The 18,144-nt window shown below is 44.1% G+C and carries 18 protein-coding genes; 12 read left to right on the top strand and 6 right to left on the bottom strand.

Translation table 11 applies throughout. The features are described from left to right. Positions 1 to 34 precede the first annotated feature (34 nt). Positions 35 to 874: a DUF2797 domain-containing protein gene (locus tag MASE_RS08580; RefSeq protein ID WP_014949343.1), complete on the top strand. Its 840-nt coding sequence runs from the start codon at positions 35 to 37 to the stop codon at positions 872 to 874. Positions 875 to 974: 100 nt separating this feature from the next. On the opposite strand, the gene MASE_RS08575 is transcribed toward MASE_RS08580, so the two are convergent. Both MASE_RS08575 and MASE_RS08570 read right to left on the bottom strand, forming a co-directional pair. Beyond that, complete coding sequence (locus MASE_RS08575; RefSeq protein ID WP_014949342.1) at positions 975 to 1,526, bottom strand: NAD(P)H nitroreductase; 552 nt, start codon at positions 1,524 to 1,526, stop codon at positions 975 to 977. A 169-nt stretch (positions 1,527 to 1,695) separates the two neighbouring features. Next, complete coding sequence (locus MASE_RS08570; protein ID WP_014949341.1) at positions 1,696 to 2,307, bottom strand: HvfX family Cu-binding RiPP maturation protein; 612 nt, start codon at positions 2,305 to 2,307, stop codon at positions 1,696 to 1,698. A 44-nt stretch (positions 2,308 to 2,351) separates the two neighbouring features. Between MASE_RS08570 and MASE_RS08565 the strand changes: the two genes are divergently transcribed. From MASE_RS08565 to MASE_RS08555, 3 genes are all read left to right on the top strand, one after another. Next, positions 2,352 to 2,543: a hypothetical protein gene (locus MASE_RS08565; protein ID WP_014949340.1), complete on the top strand. Its 192-nt coding sequence runs from the start codon at positions 2,352 to 2,354 to the stop codon at positions 2,541 to 2,543. A gap of 162 nt (positions 2,544 to 2,705) precedes the next feature. Beyond that, positions 2,706 to 4,571, top strand: coding sequence for a signal peptide peptidase SppA (gene sppA / locus MASE_RS08560; protein ID WP_014949339.1), 1,866 nt, complete (start codon positions 2,706 to 2,708; stop codon positions 4,569 to 4,571). Positions 4,572 to 4,618: 47 nt separating this feature from the next. Continuing rightward, positions 4,619 to 5,110 (top strand): SprT family zinc-dependent metalloprotease, encoded by a 492-nt coding sequence (locus MASE_RS08555; protein WP_041693471.1) that lies wholly within the window; start codon positions 4,619 to 4,621, stop codon positions 5,108 to 5,110. Positions 5,111 to 5,167: 57 nt separating this feature from the next. Here MASE_RS08555 and yfbV read toward each other — a convergent pair whose 3' ends face one another. Next, positions 5,168 to 5,617, bottom strand: a complete 450-nt coding sequence (yfbV, locus tag MASE_RS08550; RefSeq protein WP_014949337.1) for a terminus macrodomain insulation protein YfbV — start codon at positions 5,615 to 5,617, stop codon at positions 5,168 to 5,170. A gap of 538 nt (positions 5,618 to 6,155) precedes the next feature. Between yfbV and trxB the strand changes: the two genes are divergently transcribed. The 4 genes from trxB (at position 6,156) to infA (ending at position 8,931) form a co-directional block, all read left to right on the top strand. Beyond that, positions 6,156 to 7,121 carry a thioredoxin-disulfide reductase gene (trxB, locus tag MASE_RS08545; protein ID WP_014949336.1) on the top strand — a complete coding sequence of 322 codons (966 nt, stop codon included), beginning with the start codon at positions 6,156 to 6,158 and terminating at the stop codon, positions 7,119 to 7,121. Between the two features lie 50 nt (positions 7,122 to 7,171). Beyond that, the gene (gene aat / locus MASE_RS08540; RefSeq protein WP_014949335.1) at positions 7,172 to 7,918 is read left to right on the top strand and encodes a leucyl/phenylalanyl-tRNA--protein transferase; all 747 of its coding nucleotides are present in this window, start codon (positions 7,172 to 7,174) and stop codon (positions 7,916 to 7,918) included. After that, complete coding sequence (locus MASE_RS08535) at positions 7,915 to 8,637, top strand: arginyltransferase (RefSeq protein ID WP_014949334.1); 723 nt, start codon at positions 7,915 to 7,917, stop codon at positions 8,635 to 8,637. Before aat ends, MASE_RS08535 begins: the two co-directional genes overlap by 4 nt. Positions 8,638 to 8,712: 75 nt before the next feature. Next, the gene (infA, locus tag MASE_RS08530) at positions 8,713 to 8,931 is read left to right on the top strand and encodes a translation initiation factor IF-1 (RefSeq protein WP_014949333.1); all 219 of its coding nucleotides are present in this window, start codon (positions 8,713 to 8,715) and stop codon (positions 8,929 to 8,931) included. A gap of 178 nt (positions 8,932 to 9,109) precedes the next feature. Here the strand turns inward: infA and clpA are convergent, their stop codons facing one another. Both clpA and clpS read right to left on the bottom strand, forming a co-directional pair. Further along, a complete protein-coding gene (gene clpA / locus MASE_RS08525) occupies positions 9,110 to 11,386 on the bottom strand; it encodes an ATP-dependent Clp protease ATP-binding subunit ClpA (protein WP_014949332.1) in 2,277 nt (758 codons plus the stop codon). Between the two features lie 24 nt (positions 11,387 to 11,410). Next, positions 11,411 to 11,731: an ATP-dependent Clp protease adapter ClpS gene (gene clpS / locus MASE_RS08520; protein ID WP_014949331.1), complete on the bottom strand. Its 321-nt coding sequence runs from the start codon at positions 11,729 to 11,731 to the stop codon at positions 11,411 to 11,413. Between the two features lie 243 nt (positions 11,732 to 11,974). Between clpS and cspD the strand changes: the two genes are divergently transcribed. After that, positions 11,975 to 12,193, top strand: a complete 219-nt coding sequence (gene cspD, locus MASE_RS08515) for a cold shock domain-containing protein CspD (RefSeq protein ID WP_014949330.1) — start codon at positions 11,975 to 11,977, stop codon at positions 12,191 to 12,193. Positions 12,194 to 12,755: 562 nt separating this feature from the next. Here the strand turns inward: cspD and MASE_RS08510 are convergent. Beyond that, positions 12,756 to 14,975 (bottom strand): NADP-dependent isocitrate dehydrogenase, encoded by a 2,220-nt coding sequence (locus tag MASE_RS08510; protein WP_014949329.1) that lies wholly within the window; start codon positions 14,973 to 14,975, stop codon positions 12,756 to 12,758. Between the two features lie 513 nt (positions 14,976 to 15,488). Between MASE_RS08510 and MASE_RS08505 the strand changes: the two genes are divergently transcribed. The 3 genes from MASE_RS08505 (at position 15,489) to hflD (ending at position 18,138) form a co-directional block, all read left to right on the top strand. Then, the gene (locus MASE_RS08505; RefSeq protein WP_014949328.1) at positions 15,489 to 16,031 is read left to right on the top strand and encodes an rRNA large subunit pseudouridine synthase E; all 543 of its coding nucleotides are present in this window, start codon (positions 15,489 to 15,491) and stop codon (positions 16,029 to 16,031) included. Positions 16,032 to 16,384: 353 nt separating this feature from the next. Beyond that, a complete protein-coding gene (gene mnmA / locus MASE_RS08500; RefSeq protein ID WP_080589181.1) occupies positions 16,385 to 17,512 on the top strand; it encodes a tRNA 2-thiouridine(34) synthase MnmA in 1,128 nt (375 codons plus the stop codon). Further along, positions 17,512 to 18,138: a high frequency lysogenization protein HflD gene (hflD, locus tag MASE_RS08495; protein WP_014949326.1), complete on the top strand. Its 627-nt coding sequence runs from the start codon at positions 17,512 to 17,514 to the stop codon at positions 18,136 to 18,138. Before mnmA ends, hflD begins: the two co-directional genes overlap by 1 nt. Positions 18,139 to 18,144 lie beyond the last annotated feature (6 nt).

Here is an 18,144-nt window from a genome sequence, read left to right as displayed (position 1 = left end):
ACAAATAAAGTTTTTAAGAAAAAGGTTTCAACAAGTGATAACAACATATTCGGGTATGCTTAAAAAAATGCGTACCTCCGCCGATGAAAGCAATACCGTGCACTACTCGCTTCCAATTGGTGATGAGCTGGTAGATATCAATTCTCTTATCGGCAAGGAAGTAACGGTAACCTACTCTGGTGAAATCAACTGTGTTCACTGCAACCGCAAAACCAAAAAAAGCTTCAACCAAGGATACTGCTACCCGTGTTTGATATCGCTGGCACAATGCGATAGCTGCATTATTAAGCCAGAAAAGTGCCATTACCACGAAGGGACGTGCAGAGAACCTCAGTGGGGTGAAGAACATTGCCTTAGCGAGCATTTTGTTTATTTGGCTAACACAGGTACGGTAAAAGTGGGCATCACTCGTCAAGTCACCGAAGGCGTGTCTACGCGGTGGATGGATCAAGGAGCTACGCAAGCTACCGTAATGCTGCGAGTTCCTGACAGGCTTACCAGTGGTTTGGTTGAAACGTTATGCAAAGATCACATTGCAGATAAAACCAATTGGCGAACAATGTTAAAGGGCAAACCTGACGAGGTTGATTTAGAACAGGTCAAAACCGAATTAATGGGTAAAATTGAAAGTGAGCTAGAAGCGCTGAAGCAAGAAAAAGGGCTTCAAGCAGTATCAGAAGTGACTACGCCTATCCATGATATTCATTACCCTGTTGAGGATTATCCGGTAAAGATAAAATCTTTAAACTTAGATAAGACACCGTCATTTACTGGTGTATTGCAAGGTATCAAAGGGCAATACTGGATGCTAGATGGCGATCGCGTTATTAATATCAGGAAGTTCGCTGGTTATAATGTAGACCTATCTTTCTAGGTTAAATGTTAGGGTCTTATTTTAGCTTACTTATAAAAATAAGACCCTTATTACCCGCCGCTAGCTATCTAATGCGGCAGTTTATTCGAATAGGTATCAACTACTGCCAGAATTCAAAGTAGTCGTTACTATTTCTTTGCGGTTTAGGTGCAGGCTCAAACGCTGGTGTTCCTAAATATAAGAAACCTACCAGCTCGTCTTCTTCACTTAAACCTAATCCGTTTCTTACCGTCTCACAGTGTGCGTAGCCACCGGTGCGCCACATGCCGTTAAATCCTTGTGCTACTGCTGCCATTTGCATCGCCATAACGCCACAGCTTGCCGACGCTATCTGCTCAACACGCGGTACCTTTTCATGTTCCACATGCTTTGCGATGGCTACGATAACCATAGGTGCGCGGTGAGGAAGCTGCACGGCACGTTCAATTTCTTTCTGCGACTTTTCATTTTCAATAGCGGATTGCTCATAGAGTGCACCTAGCTTATCCAGCCCTTTTCCTGTGCACACGATAAAACGCCACGGAGTAAGACAAGCATGGTCTGGGGCACGTAGTGCAGCCTGCATAATATTCTCTAAGGCATCTCCACTAGGTGCTGGCGCTTCCAATCGAGGCTGAGAACTTCTGTTGAGTAACAATGTTAATGCGTCCATTTACGTCCCTACTTTATTTTTTCGCGTTGCTATTATCACGCTTCGATTTTCACAATCGAGACAAGCGTGCCAACAACAATAATTTACCTAACCTGAATGCTAGATCCTACGGTTCATAAACGAAAAAGACCAGAAAATTCCGGCCTTTTGTACAGCAAATGGAGCGTCCCTAATTACTTTTAGAACGCATGGCTTTATTCACATAGTAATCGACACTAAAGAAGCGTCCACCACCATAGATAAACAAAACTAAAAGCATAATAAAATAGGTAGCAGCGAATTCGATGCCGTTGTTAAGTACCACAAAGTTACCGCTGGAAGTAAGCCAGTCATAATGGCCATGCTCTTGTAACAATGATTTAGCTGCCGCAAGCTTTTCTGGCGCAGCCATAATGTTTTCATTCAGTAAGATTGTACCGTCGGCTAGCCATGAAGACGCATCAGCAATAGCGAGCCATCCATTCTTAGCGTGAACACTCACCATAGCGACTATCATGGTTACCATTAATGGAATACTCACCAAGCGCGTCAATGCTCCCAATAACAATAGAACACCGCCCACGAGTTCTGCGGCTGTAGCTAAGAACGCCATTACCAAAGGCATTGGTAAACCAAGCCCATAATCATCGTTACCAAACCAATCTACAATACTGTCGAAACTGGATGCTTTATTCCAGCCAGCCTGTATCATCACTGGTGCTAAATACAAGCGTAATAAAAGTAAAGGAATGCCATCTGCCACTTGCAGTCGGGCTACGATTTGTTGGTAAATGTGTGTCATTGTTTTGCCTACTTTGTGTGATTAAGAAATAAGAACGGCACTTTATGAAAAAAATTTCATCGCGCGAAAATAAGCCCTCACCGTTTTTACGACTAATGAAAAAGGGCCATGGAAAAACCGGCTATAAAGCAAAGAATGGAAAATTTCTTATGACGATGAGCGAGGATAGTCACAAACGTATTGCCTCCCTCATTCGAAAGTGGCTGGAACAAGACGAAAAAAAGAACGCAGAATAAAAGTCATCGTAAGTCGCCGAAAACAAAGACACTCACAAAAAATTACAATTAAGTTCGCGATCTTACTCGATTTAGGTAACATAATAGAATGCAGTACGTGAGTAAGGTATGCCTGATCTATCTTGCTCTGGTTAGTTAATTCAAAAAAAGGTAGTGATTAAAATGGCAGCCAAAGGAAATTGGACTAAATCCTTGTTTATTGGCTTGTGGACGGTGCTTAACTTCACCCGCAAACTTTTCTTTAATTTGATATTCATTGTTATTTTTGTTGGATTGATAATCGCAATAACTGGTCAGGACGATGAACAGTTTACCGTAAACAAAGACAGTGCTTTGTTTCTTACGCTTAACGGCAAGCTAGTTATAGAAAAAGAAAGCATTGATCCTTTCGAACAGTTCTTACAAGAATCGCTAGGCAGTGAACCTGAAAACCCAGAAGTACTGGTACGCGATGTAGTGAAAGTGCTTGAAAATGCGCAAAAGGATCGCCGTATTAAAGCTTTGGTTCTTGACCTTCAAGGTCTTACCGGCGGTGGTTTAGACAAGTTGCGCACCGTAGCTAATGCTATTGACGCATTTAAAGAGTCTGAAAAGCCCGTTTATGCCATTGGCGATTACTTTTCCCAAGACCAATATTACTTGGCAGCACACGCTGATAGCATCTATCTGAACCCAATGGGCGGGTTAATGTTTGAAGGCTACGGCCGTTATGGCATGTACTTCAAAGACATGCTAGAAAAGTTAAAAGTAACCACGCATATCTTCCGGGTTGGTACTTATAAATCTGCTGTTGAGCCTATCATGCGAAATGATATGTCTGAAGAAGCAAAAGAAGCGGAGAAACAGTGGTTAGATGGTTACTGGGCACAATACAAAGCGGATGTAGCAGCAGCTCGCGGTATCGATGAAGCAAACTTTGACGAGACCCTTGAAGGTTTATTAGCAAAGTTTGAAGCGGCAGGCGGCGATTTCGCACAGTATGCGCTTGAGAATAATTGGGTAGACGCATTGAAGACCCGCGAAGAAGTAAGATTGGAGCTTACTGAGTTAGTCGGTGAAGATGAAAACAATCACGGCGTTAACCTCACTTCGTTCAATACCTATCTTAAAGTTGTTAACCCGCCTATGCCGGTTATCGAGTCAGATATGGATAAAGTGGCGATTGTAGTTGCCAAGGGCACCATCTTAGACGGTAATCAAAAAGCCGGTACTATAGGTGGCGACAGCACTGCGCGTCTTCTGCGTAAGGCTCGTCTTGATGACAACGTAAAAGCAGTGGTTCTTCAGATTGATTCTCCTGGTGGCAGCGCATTTGCCTCTGAAATTATCCGTCAGGAAGTGTTGCAGCTACAACAAGCAGGTAAGCCCGTTATTGCTTCTATGAGCACCTATGCAGCTTCAGGCGGTTATTGGATTGCAGCAAGTACCGATAGAATAATTGCAAGCCCTAGCACAATTACAGGCTCGATTGGCGTGTTTGGTATGTTTATGACCTACGAGAATTCACTGGATTATTTAGGTATTCACAGTGACGGTGTGGGCTCTACAGAGCTTGCAGGCTTCTCTACTGTGCGTCCACTAGCACCAGAATTCGGTCAGATTCTTCAGCGCAACGTTGAAAACACTTACGGAAACTTCTTGTCGTTGGTTTCAAATGCTCGTGGTATGTCGGTAGAAGAAGTGGATAGTGTTGCCCAAGGACGCGTGTGGATTGGCGAAGATGCAATTGAACTTGGCTTGGTAGACCAGCTTGGTACGGTTGACGATGCTGTAGTTGCTGCGGCCGAGCTCGCCGAGCTAGAAAATTATGATACGTTCTACGTACAACGTACGCTGAGTGCCCAGGAAATTTTCTGGAAGGAATTCTTTGGCCAGGCAATGACGTTTGTGGGCAAATGGCAATTTGCCCATGCCGACTCTGCACTGGTAAATGAATTTAAGCGCGTACTTAAAGAGTTCAGTTTAGTAAACCAACTAAACGACCCTAAGGGTACCTACGTGCTATGTTTACCTTGTGACGTTAAATAATACGCGCAGCAAATAAGTAGAAACAGTAAAAAGACAGAGGCAGCAACATCGCTTCAAATGACTTAACTCAAGAACAGCGTCGCGTTATTACCGACGCTGTTTTTTATTGCTATGAGCAAGCAGAGCAATACTTCAAGCAAACGTTCAAGCGCCCTACCATCACTTTTAGACGGTCGGGGAAAAATGCGGGCACAGCGTTTTTACAGCAAAACCGCGTGAATTTTCACCCACTTCTGTTTAAAGATAATATCGATGCCTTTTTAAGTGACGTGGTACCACACGAAGTCAGCCATTTGTTGGCATGGGTTTTGTTTGGCAGAGTTCAGCCCCACGGCAAAGAATGGCAGTCGATAATGCGCAGCGTATTTAACTGCACGCCTAATGCTACCCATCAATTTGACGTGAAACGGGTAGCCCGCACTTTTGATTATGTGTGTGACTGTGACACTTATGCGCTAAGTACACGCAGACACAATAATATTTTAAAAGGGGCACAATACAAATGTAGAAAATGTCAGGCCCTGCTTAGAACGTCCTAAGCGTTTCGCCAAAAACAGTGGTAAGCAAAGGGCTGACTTAGGATGCGTCGCTATCTTTTAGTTAAACCAGTGCTTCGTAAACGCATTGTCTAGGTCGTTGAAGGCTGTTTTAAGCAGTTGGGCTAGCTCTTTGTACTTGGGCTTTGACTTAGCATTGGTTATAGCCACTCCTTGCGAACGCATTTTAGAGTGGATTTCTTGATACCAGCTTTTCAGCTGGGGCGGTAAGTATTGATCAGAACGATGGCCTAACCAAAGTAAACCTTGCATAGGTAAGCTTAAGAAAAAAGCACCTATTGTGATGGTTTGAGGCAAATAATCAGCACCTAGGTTCTGATAAAGTAACGCGCATGACACCATCGCGACTGGTGGCATAGTTTTAATCGCAAACTTAGTCGCAGCGACAACGCGGCACTCTGGAAAAAAGGCATAGAGTTCTTTTCTCACAGGCCATGTCTTCATGTACTGCTGACCGTTTTTCAACATTGTCATTATTGATTGAGACATGCCTCACCTCTTTGATAAACCTTACTATCAGCATTAATACTGATATCACTCACGTCATTATTCGATAGTTATAACTAAATTGTAATCCGCTTTTTGGCTAATACAAACTGGTTCTTCTAAATCAGTACGTAATTACAGCGATAAACTATCAACATCGATCTTATCAAATACGATTGCACTGTAGTTAATTAAGTTTCGTTGATGTGGCGGCTGCCTTATGGTCTGCTGTGAAGATCGGCGTTGTGTAACTAACACCCCCTACGTTAATAATTAAAAGGTATAAGTTCAATCTATCTTTAAGTGACATTTTTCTCGCTTAAAGGCATCATATAGAGCTTAAGCCTAAACATTGTGCTGCATGGCTTTGTTGTTACTTTTGTTAAAGCAAGTGAATAACGACCTGCAGATGTTGCGCTGGCAAATTACTATAATAAAAGTAACTAGGTGTTGAGCTTGATTTACAGATTTTCGCCCCTACCTAGCTTTCTAAGAGAAATTTTATAAGTAACCCTATTGGGTGAATTATTTGGAGAGGAAAATGGCAGAAAGCAGACACGTCCGTCTACTTATCTTGGGTTCAGGCCCTGCAGGTTATTCAGCAGCGGTTTATGCTGCACGTGCAAACCTTAAACCTGTACTGTTAACTGGTATTCAACAAGGCGGACAGCTTACTACCACGACAGAAGTAGAAAACTGGCCGGGCGATCCTGAAGGCCTTACTGGTCCTGATCTAATGGTTCGTATGCAAAAGCATGCTGAAAAGTTCGATACTGAAATTATTTTCGATCACATCAATAAGACCGACTTTTCGAAGCGCCCTTTCACGCTTTACGGAGATAGCGGTACTTATACGTGTGACGCACTAATCATTGCTACAGGTGCTTCGGCTAAATACCTTGGTCTTGAATCAGAGCAAGCGTTTATGGGTAAAGGTGTATCTGCTTGTGCAACCTGTGACGGTTTCTTCTACCGCAATCAAAAAGTAGCGGTAATTGGTGGTGGTAACACCGCTGTTGAAGAGGCGCTTTACCTTTCAAACATTGCATCAGAAGTACATGTTATTCACAGAAGAGATAGCTTTAGAAGTGAAAAAATTCTTGAGCAACGCCTTCGTGATAAAGCAGAAAACGGTAACGTGGTATTACACTTAAACCGTACGCTAGATGAAGTGCTCGGTGACGAAATGGGTGTAACCAAAGTCCGTATTAAAGATACGAACAGTGATGCCACTGAAGAGCTTGATGTTATGGGTCTATTCGTTGCTATCGGTCACAAACCGAATACTGATATCTTTGATGGGCAGCTTGAAATGAAAGATGGCTATATCGTTGTAAACAGCGGTACAAACGGCAATGCGACGCAAACAAGCGTTGAAGGTGTGTTTGCTGCAGGTGACGTGAGCGATCATATTTATCGTCAGGCCATTACATCAGCAGGTACAGGATGTATGGCGGCGCTAGATGCTGAAAAATACTTAGACGGTACGATGCCTGAACAAGGTTAATACTGTTTCCCAAGCCCTGCTGTTCAGTGGGGCTTTTTTCTGGCCCGATTATGATAGCGTTACATTACATCGAAGAAGGCGCGCCCTTCCCTCCAGTCGACACTGCATTAGACGAACCTAACGGCCTGCTAGCATTTGGTGGCGACCTCAGCCCTGCACGTTTATTTTCTGCCTACTCGCAGGGCATTTTCCCTTGGTTCAGTGATGACGAACCGCTGTTGTGGTGGTCACCCGACCCCAGAGCCATTATTGAACTCGACAATTTTGTCGCATCGAAAAGCCTTAAGAAGCTTGCTCGAAAACAAACATACACGGTAACGTTAAATTACGCGTTCGACCGAGTAATTGAAGCCTGTTCATCAACCCCTCGTAAAAATCCAAACACAGGTGAACTCAATAGCGAAACATGGATTACCGATGACATGATTGGGGCTTACCGGCAGCTCAATGGTTTGGGTTTAGCACACTCTGTGGAAGTTTGGGACGGCGAAACATTGGTGGGTGGACTATATGGCGTTGGAATTGGCAAGGTATATTGCGGTGAATCGATGTTTCACCGGGAAAGTAATACGTCAAAACTTGCTATGATGGCGTTGGTTGAGCACATGAAGTCTCACGATATGGCCTTTATTGATTGCCAGCTTCCTACCGATCATTTGGCATCCCTTGGTGCGAATGTGTTATCCCGTGAAAACTTTATTGAAAAACTGGAAAACAACAACCACACTTTAACTGAAGACGGTAGGCTGTCAGAAGACTACCTTAATCGTTGGAAGCCAAGAGTGATTACTCCGTGAAGTTTGGTATAACCCAATCATTTTCATGTAGCTATTTGCCCGATGAGCAAGAGCAATTATTAGTATACGCCGAAAACAATGATTTTCAGGCGTGGCGATACTCGCAACTTATTCAAGTGGGATTTCGACGAAGCGGTGAACAAATTTACCGTCCACACTGCCCAGCCTGCAAGGCGTGTAAGTCGGTGCGAATTCCGGTGAATGCTTATACCCCCTCTCGCAGTCAAAAAAGGCTGTTAAAGGCCAACCAAGGGTTTCGCGTTCAGCTAGTTAGTGAAACTAAAAGCACATACTACCCGTTGTATGAACGCTACATTACAGAGCGACATGCCGACGGTAGTATGTATCCGCCGTCACGAACCCAGTTCGACAATTTCGTTTTGTGTGATTGGATGACAACCCATTACCTAGAGGCCTATGATGGCGACAAGCTCATTGCAGTGGCTGTCACTGACGTCGTCGATGCTAACGAACATATGGGTGCCCTCTCTGCGCTCTACACGTTTTTCGACCCTGACTATAGCTCTGCGTCTTTAGGTACATGGATGATACTCATGCAAATTGAGGAAGCAAGGCGTTTAGGCCACCACTATGTTTATTTGGGCTATTACGTAGAGGGTTGTCAAAAAATGTCTTATAAGCACAAATTTTTGCCATTTGAGCAGTTTAGTGACAATGAATGGCATCTATTTAGCAAAAATAGTAAAATACCCACTTAATTGCTTTACACCGAACCCAAGATTGGGTAAGGTCTGCGCGGCAAAAATTTTGAATTACTGAGGTAACTGCTTTACATGGCAAAAGAAGATTGTATTGAAATGGAAGGTACTGTGTTAGACACGCTACCTAACACTATGTTCCGCGTTGAACTAGAAAACGGTCACGTAGTGACTGCACACATCTCTGGTAAAATGCGTAAGAACTATATCCGTATTCTTACTGGCGATAAGGTCACCGTTGAGATGACTCCTTACGATTTGACCAAAGGTCGTATCGTTTATCGCGCAAGATAATGAGCCATTTAAGCGGTAACGCATAAAAAAAGCCCGATTAGGATCGGGCTTTTTCGTATCTGGGTTTTACCTATTTCATCCTCGAAGCGCTATCGCTTAGATCCAAAATTACTAAAGAAGATATAGCGCTTGATAGACGACATTAGTCTTTCTACCTAGCGCTACCTGCTTTATTACATTAGGTTGGCTCTGCTTCTTCAGACGTTGCACCTACACCTGTGTACTCAAAGGTAAGTTTGTCATCAACGCAGTCTACTTTAACGTTTCCGCCTTTAGATAACTCGCCAAACAATAGCTCGTTCGCTAACTCTTTCTTCAGGTCATCTTTAATGACGCGCGCCATAGGACGTGCTCCCATTGCCTTATCATAGCCTTTCTCAGCCATGTAAGCGCGGGCTGCACTGGTGACCTCTAGCGACACGCCTTTAACGTCAAGCTGTGCCTGAAGCTCAATAATGAACTTGTCTACCACCTGCAAGATGATTTCTGGATCAAGATGATTAAACCAAATAATACCGTCCAGGCGGTTTCTGAATTCAGGTGTAAACACCTTATTGATTTCAGACATCGCATCGTGACTATGATCTTGCTGCTTAAAGCCAATAGATTTACGTACCGTTTCTTGAACACCTGCGTTAGTGGTCATCACTAACACTACGTTTCTAAAGTCAACCTTACGTCCATTGTTATCAGTCAGCGTACCGTGGTCCATAACCTGAAGAAGAATATTGTAGATATCGCTATGCGCTTTCTCAATTTCATCTAACAGCACTACTGAGTACGGGTTTTTGATTACCGCATCTGTTAACAGACCGCCTTGGTCAAAACCAACGTAACCAGGAGGCGCACCAATGAGGCGGCTAACAGCATGACGTTCCATGTACTCAGACATATCAAAACGTACAAGCTCAACACCCATGATTTTAGCCAGCTGTTGGGTTACTTCTGTTTTACCAACACCAGTTGGACCGGCAAATAAGAAGCTACCAATTGGTTTTGCTTCAGCTCCAAGTCCAGAACGTGATAGCAATATAGCGTCATTAAGCGTCTCTATAGCCTTATCCTGACCAAACACAACCATTTTAAGGTTGCGGCCAAGGTTCTTAAGCACCTCTTTGTCAGAAGCTGATACAGACTTCTCAGGGATACGCGCCATTTTTGCAATGATTTGCTCAATGTCGCCCACACCTATCGTTTTTTTGCGCTTAGAAGGCGGCAACAAGCGCTGGCTTGCGCCTGCCTCATCCATTACATCAATGGCTTTATCTGGAAGATGACGCTCGTTGATGTATTTAGCCGACAATTCCGCCGCAGCTTGAATCGCCTTTTGAGTGAAACGCACATTGTGGTGCTCTTCGTAGCGACTCTTAAGGCCAAGCAATATCTTTGTGGTATCGCTGACGCTAGGCTCAGTAACGTCAACTTTCTGGAAACGACGTGCAAGGGCGCGGTCTTTCTCAAAAATACCTTGATATTCTTGATATGTAGTTGAGCCGATACAGCGTAGTTCACCGCTTGATAGCTTAGGCTTAAGTAAATTTGACGCATCCATTACACCGCCCGACGCAGCGCCAGCACCAATAATGGTATGGATTTCATCAATAAACAAAATGGCGTTCTTGTCTTTGCCAAGCTCTTTCAGAATTGCTTTCAAACGCTTCTCAAAGTCACCACGGTATTTGGTACCAGCAAGAAGGCCACCTAAATCCAGTGAATAAACGGTACTTTCAGCAATAACATCAGGCACGTCTTCGTTAACGATTCTGTATGCAAGACCTTCTGCGATCGCCGTTTTACCTACGCCCGCTTCACCTACTAGCAGAGGGTTGTTTTTGCGACGACGACACAGGATTTGAATAGTGCGCTCTACTTCCGAATCGCGGCCAATCAACGGGTCTATTTTGCCGTCTTTCGCATGACGATTTAGATCAGTTGCGTATTTGCTTAATGCTGAGCCACCTTCTTCGCCTGCTTCAGCCTCTTCCGACGCTTCAGGGTTTACAGGCTCATCATCATCCGCTTTGCTTACGCCATGGCTAATGAAGTTCACCACATCCAAGCGCGTTACATCCGCCTTCTTGAGAATATAAACGGCCTGAGACTCTTGCTCGCTGAATATAGCAACAAGTACGTTGGCGCCAGTGACTTCGTCCTTACCAGACGACTGAACGTGGAATACCGCACGCTGCAGCACGCGCTGGAAACCGAGCGTGGGCTGAGTTTCGCGTTCGTTTAACTGGTCATCTAAAATGAGAGGCGTAGTATCTTTAACAAAAGCTAACAGTTCGCTTTTAATTGCCTCAATATCGGCACCACATGCTTTGAGCGCATCGCGAGCAGCTGAGTTATCAAGCAATGCCAACAACAAGTGCTCAACCGTCATAAACTCATGACGATGCTCTCTGGCAAATACAAACGCGTTATTTAACGTTTGTTCTAATTCTTTATTTAACATATTGCTCGCCCTCTACAAAAAACCTTATGCCTGCTCCATCGTGCACATCAACGGGTGCTGATGTTTGCGTGCGTACTGATTAACCTGCATCACTTTTGTCTCTGCTATCTCAGCAGTAAAAATGCCACACACGGCTTTTCCTTGATAATGAACGGTCAGCATAAGTTGGTTGGCTTTCTCAGCGTCCATATTGAAAAACTGCATGAGTACCTCAATGACAAAATCCATCGGTGTATAGTCGTCATTGTTCAACAACACTTTATACATGGGAGGCGGCTGCGGCTTCTGTCGCTGCGCGTCTTTCTGTTTTTCCTTTTCGATACTAATAGCGTTGTCTTTACTCATAACTTAATAATAGTGGTTTAATGGCACATATGTGTACAAACTTTTGGATAAATTTATTCACATTTGCCCTTGACATAATATGGTTAAAAAATCTACATTTTGTATAGTGGTTTTGAGTATTGCACGTTAGCTACGACATAACTTACTGCGTAGCAGCTACAATCAATACTCTTTCCACCGTGTCTCCGGATCTATAATGGGGGCATATACTCGTGAGTTCAAGGATTAAGAGGAAGTCGAAGTATGGCGGTTGGCAAAGTTAAATGGTTTAACAACGCAAAGGGTTTTGGATTTATCGTTCCTGAGGACGGCGGCGAAGATATTTTCGCGCATTACTCTACGATTCAAATGGAAGGCTACCGTTCGCTAAAAGCGGGTCAAGAAGTAACGTTCGAAGTTCAGCAAGGGCCTAAAGGTCTTCACGCTGAGAACATTGGCTTCAAAGAAGAACCAGAGCGTTAAGAAAAGAATTTTTAAAGCCTGACCTTTTACGTCGGGCTTTTGCTTTTCTTGCCATTCAAAATGTGTAGGTGCAGTAAAGCGCCTGTGCGGATAAGTGCGTTTTAATTTTCCCCACAAAAATAAGCATTACGTTATCTTAACGTCGTGTATTAAAGTTGCGTAATAGTTCAAATTAGACAATCAACGAGCTTGTTTCCTGTTCCTTTTATCTCCCGCTTATACATTCGTTTCCAAAACATAAGGTATATCGCCCTACCCCTTATTACCCCTTATACCAGTCCGCGTAGACCATTGCCTACTCAGCTAGGCTTAATACCAGTCCGCATAAATAATTACCCACTCAGCGAGAGTTAAAACGCCTTCTGAGAGGGCAATTATCTATGCGGATTGGTATAAAATGTTCGTAATCGCTGCGTGTTAGCGCAGGTATAGTGGTTCTACATAAAAAAAGCCCTCTCGTTTGAAGAGAGGGCTTTTAAACGTTGTTTTGAAATAGCTTCTCAGATTTGAGAATACTATTCTATGCGCTAGACCTATAAGCCTAACGCATATACACAAAATACTATGCGCCTAAGATAGCTTTTAATGTCTTACTTGGAGACATGGTTGCGAAAAGCTTATCTTCGTCAGGGTAGTAGTAACCACCAATTTCTTGCGCGCTACCTTGCGTTGCATCAATCTCAGCCAAGATGTCGTCAATTTTCGCAGACAACTCTTCATACACTGGCTTAAATTGCGCAGCTAGTTCTGCGTCTTCCGTTTGGTTCGCTACTTCTTCAGCCCAGTATAGACCTAGGTAAACATGGCTACCACGGTTGTCCAACTGACCTGCTTTACGAAGCGGAGACTTACCGTTGTTTAGTAGTTTTTCCGTTGCTTTATCAAGTGCAGTAGCAATAACTTTTGCTTTGGTGTTGCTGTGCTTAATAGCAACATCTTCTAGCGATACAGCAAGTGCCAGGAATTCACCGAGTGAGTCCCAACGCAAGTGACCTTCTTCAACGAACTGTTGCACGTGCTTAGGTGCACTACCGCCCGCGCCCGTTTCATAAAGGCCACCACCAGCCATCAACGGAACAATTGATAGCATTTTAGCACTGGTACCAAGCTCTAGTATTGGGAACAAATCAGTAAGGTAATCACGAAGTACGTTACCCGTTACTGAAATGGTATCCAGACCGCGAATTGCACGTTCCATGCTGTAGCGAATAGCGCGTACAGGAGACATAATTTGAATGTCTAGACCGTTGGTATCATGGTCTTGTAGGTACTTTTCAACTTTCTTGATAAGTTGCGCATCGTGAGCACGTTCGTCATCTAGCCAGAATACCGCAGGCATACCAGATTGACGTGAACGCGTTACTGCTAGCTTAACCCAATCTTGAATAGGTGCGTCTTTCACCTGACACATACGCCAGATATCACCTTCTTCAACATCGTGAGAGATAAGAACATTGCCGTCTTGGTCAATAATCGACACAGTACCGTCTGCTTCAAGTTCAAACGTTTTGTCGTGTGAACCGTACTCTTCTGCTTTTTGCGCCATTAGACCAACGTTAGGCACTGTACCCATCGTTGTCGGGTCGAATGCACCATGCGTTTTACAGAAGTTGATAACTTCTTGGTAAATCGTTGCATAAGTACTTTCAGGGATTACTGCTTTAGTGTCGTGCGCCTTTCCATCTGGTCCCCACATTTGACCAGAGTTACGGATCATTGCAGGCATAGAGGCATCAACAATTACGTCACTAGGTACGTGAAGGTTCGAGATACCTTTGTCAGAGTTAACCATCGCAATTGGCGGGCGGTCGGCATAACATGCGTTGATATCTTTTTGAATTTCAGAGCGTTGGCTCTCAGGTAGGCTTGCAATTTTGTCGTAAACGCTACCAAGACCGTTGTTAGGGTTAACACCTAGCTCTTCAAACAGGTCACCCCATTTGTTGAATAGATCTTTGTAAAATACTTTTACACAGTGACCGAATACGATTGGGTGAGACACCTTCATCATGGTCGCTTTTACGTGTAGTGAGAAAAGAATGCCTGTGTTTTTCGCATCTTCAATTTGCTCTTCGAAGAATTCACACAGCGCTTTTTTGCTCATAAACATGCCGTCGATAACTTCGCCAGCTAGCAAATCTACACGCGGTTTAAGGGTTTTCTTGCTGCCATCTTTACCCGTAAATTCGATGCTAACGTGACCGTCTTTCTCAACTGTCACTGATTTCTCACCAGAGTAGAAATCGCCACCGCGCATGTGCGCTACGTGCGAACGAGAAGCTTGAGACCACTCACCCATTGAATGCGGGTGCTTACGGGCATAGTTCTTCACCGCTGTCGGTGCACGACGGTCCGAGTTACCTTCACGTAGCACAGGGTTTACCGCACTACCTAATACTTTACCGTAACGCTCGCGAATTTCTTCGTCTTCAGCTGTTTTAGGTGAATCAGGGAACGCTGGTACATTAAAGCCTTTTGCGTTTAATTCTTTGATAGTTGCACGAAGCTGTGGAATTGAGGCACTGATGTTTGGAAGCTTGATGATGTTAGCGTTCGGGTCTTGGGTCATCTCACCCAGTTCAGCTAGCGCGTCTGGCACTCTTTGTTCTTCAGAAAGATACTCAGGGAAATTTGCCAAAACACGTGCAGCAAGTGAAATATCGCTTAGCTCAACGTCGATATCTGCAGCCGCAGCAAACTTCTGGATGATTGGAAGAAGTGAGTAAGTCGCCAGCATTGGCGCTTCATCAGTCTTCGTGTAGATGATCTTAGACTTGGTCATTATATACCTCAATTTTCTCGACAGGGTACTGTCGTCTTTAGTCCATTAGGTCGCAACAACCCGCAACATGTTCATGTCACGCCCACAGTCATTGCGAAACGTATTTGATGTTTTCCACCTTTTGCTTTTATTAAGCACTAGGTCACTTGCTGTTTTCTTCCCTACATATTATTCAATTCCCTATGTTAGCAATATGCATCTCATGGCTTTGCACTCGACTACCTAGTCGTACGCAATTTCGAGATACGATGTATAAGCAAGCCCGCTTATCACTGCTAAAACTGTCTAATAATTATGCAGATGCACTCTCTTATAAAAATGGGAGCGACCATTAGTATAGGGTCGAAAGTTTGAGTTACAAGTCATACCATTGTCTTAACTCATAAGATCACCGAATTTATCGACAAACTTCATTGAGCAAACCACTATTTGCGGTTGATTTTCCCATGCGAAGCATCGTCATTTGTCGTAAAATCCCCCCCGAAATTTTGAATTTAAACAAGCGGAAGTAATATGTCTTCAAACGCTAAAGTGGTGCTTTTTAATAAGCCCTTTCAAGTTCTTTCTCAATTTACTGATGCAGACGGTAGAGAAACCCTAAAGGACTATATTGATGTTCCCGGTGTGTATGCCGCAGGACGACTCGACAGAGATTCGGAAGGTCTTCTCGTACTCACCAATGACGGAAAGCTTCAGCATAAACTTGCTAACCCAAAAGCTAAAACCAGCAAAACCTATTGGGTGCAAGTTGAAGGTATTATGGACGAAAAAGCAATGCAGGCGCTGCGTGACGGCGTAGAATTAAAAGACGGAATGACTCGCCCCGCTAAAGTAAAGGCCATGGAAGCACCTAGCGTGTGGCCGCGGAATCCGCCCGTACGCTTTAGACAGTCGATCCCTACTAGCTGGGTAGAAATTACCATTACAGAAGGCAGAAACAGACAAGTGCGACGTATGACAGCGAACGTCGGCTACCCCACCCTTCGGCTCATCAGATATCGCGTGGGTAATTGGACCATTGATGGTATTGATAATGGCAGCTACGTTCACTTTTAAAGGCAATTCAATTTCTAATACTTGAAATCACCTTCCTTGACCACACTAAAAGAGGCACCGAAACGTTACGGATTTTTAGCGCTGTTAAAGGTTGCTGTTCATCTTTGCATATAGACAATTTTTTACAGCAAAGGACAACGGCCGCTTGGCACATATTTAATTACTTAATCAGATAAGGATTAAATGTGAATTAGCTATCGGAATCTGATAAAATCCGCGACCTCGAAAACGGGCCGATTTGTAAGTGGCTGATTAGTGGTATAGCCCACTGAGTGGGTGAGCGCCTTAGCATATTTATCAACATGTTAATTGGTGACTGATTTAGCAAATACGGTTTCTTTTTTATTAATCAAATGAGTGTGCAATCCATAGTGAGTGATATTGAATCTAACGCCAGCAAAAAAGTGATCGTCGGAATGTCCGGCGGTGTCGATTCGTCTGTTTCAGCCTACCTACTCCAACAACAAGGTTATCAGGTTGAAGGTCTTTTCATGAAAAACTGGGAAGAAGACGACAACGATGAATACTGTGCCGCAGCGGAAGATTTAAAAGATGCACAAGCGGTTGCTGACAAACTTGGCATTGAACTGCACACCATTAACTTTGCAGCAGAATACTGGGATAACGTGTTTGAGTATTTCTTAGAGGAATACAAAGCGGGCCGTACGCCAAACCCAGATATTATGTGCAACAAAGAAATTAAGTTTAAAGCGTTTCTTGAATTTGCAGCAGAAGACCTTGGCGCTGACTACATTGCTACTGGTCACTATGTTCGTCGCCGAGAAGTTGACGGTAAATGGCAAATGCTACGCGGTCTTGATAACAACAAAGACCAGAGCTACTTTCTTTACACATTAGGCGAAGAGCACGTTGCTAAAACGCTCTTCCCTGTGGGTGACATCGAAAAGCCATTAGTTCGCAAAATTGCCGAGGAGCAAGGTCTTATCACTCATGATAAGAAAGACTCTACTGGGATTTGCTTTATTGGTGAACGCAAATTTAAAGACTTCCTGGCTCGTTACCTTCCCGCTCAGCCTGGCGTTATTGAAACAGCAGAAGGCGAAGAAATTGGCCAACACGAAGGCTTGATGTACCACACGCTAGGTCAACGTAAAGGCTTACACATTGGTGGATTAGCCAAATACGGTGACGACCCTTGGTATGTGGTAGATAAAGATGTTGCTCGCAACGTGCTTATTGTGGGCCAAGGTGCCGACCACCCTCGCCTATACTCGAAAGGCTTGGTAGCAAAGCAGCTACACTGGGTGGATAGAAAAACGATTACAGAGCCTGTGCGCGCGGTAGTTAAAACCCGTTATCGTCAGGCCGATATCCCATGTACAATAACGCCAACTCAAGACGACACCATTGAAGTGATATTTGATGAGCCGCAGAAGGCGGTAACGCCGGGGCAGTCAGCGGTGTTCTATAGTGACGAAGTTTGCCTTGGCGGCGGTATTATTGAGAGTTATATTCGCTGATGTTAGATACCGACATAGAAAATAACCTAGCTCTTGCTGGTGTATGTCAAGCTGCTGCGCTGGTTCAGCAGCTTGCCAGACGAGGTTCTGCCGATAACGAGGCTATAGAGGCCAGCTTATCGAGCATACTGGTTACTGACCCAGAAACACCTCAACAGGTCTTCGGCCAGCTCGCCAACTTAAAAACCGGTTACACCACACTCGCAGCACAGCTATCTGACAAACAAGCAACAAAAGATACGGAATTAACCCGCTATATAGCTAGTATTCTAGGCCTTGAAAGAAAGCTAGCGAGAAAGCCTAAAGCAATGCAGGAACTGGGCGAACGTATTTCCCATGTTCAGCGCCAGCTTGCTCACATCGATTTCCAAAACCCACAAATAGTCTCCTCTTTAGCGAGCATTTACAGCGATATCATCAGTCCGCTAGCACCGCGTATTCAGGTAGCTGGTAACCCAGATTATTTAAGCCAACCTGCTACTCAGCATAAAGTGCGTGCGCTTTTGCTTGCAGGTGTTAGGGCTGCAGTAATGTGGCGTCAGATGGGTGGAAAACGAAGAAACATTTTATTTAAACGCAAACACATTCTTAACAGTGCTGTTAAAGCACTACGATTAATAAACTAGTGAGGA

Origin of the sequence: Alteromonas macleodii ATCC 27126, assembly GCF_000172635.2 — a bacterium.
GTDB lineage: Bacteria > Pseudomonadota > Gammaproteobacteria > Enterobacterales > Alteromonadaceae > Alteromonas > Alteromonas macleodii.
The sequence above is the reverse complement of the archived record's forward strand: the minus strand, read 5'-3'. Positions and strand labels throughout refer to the sequence as shown.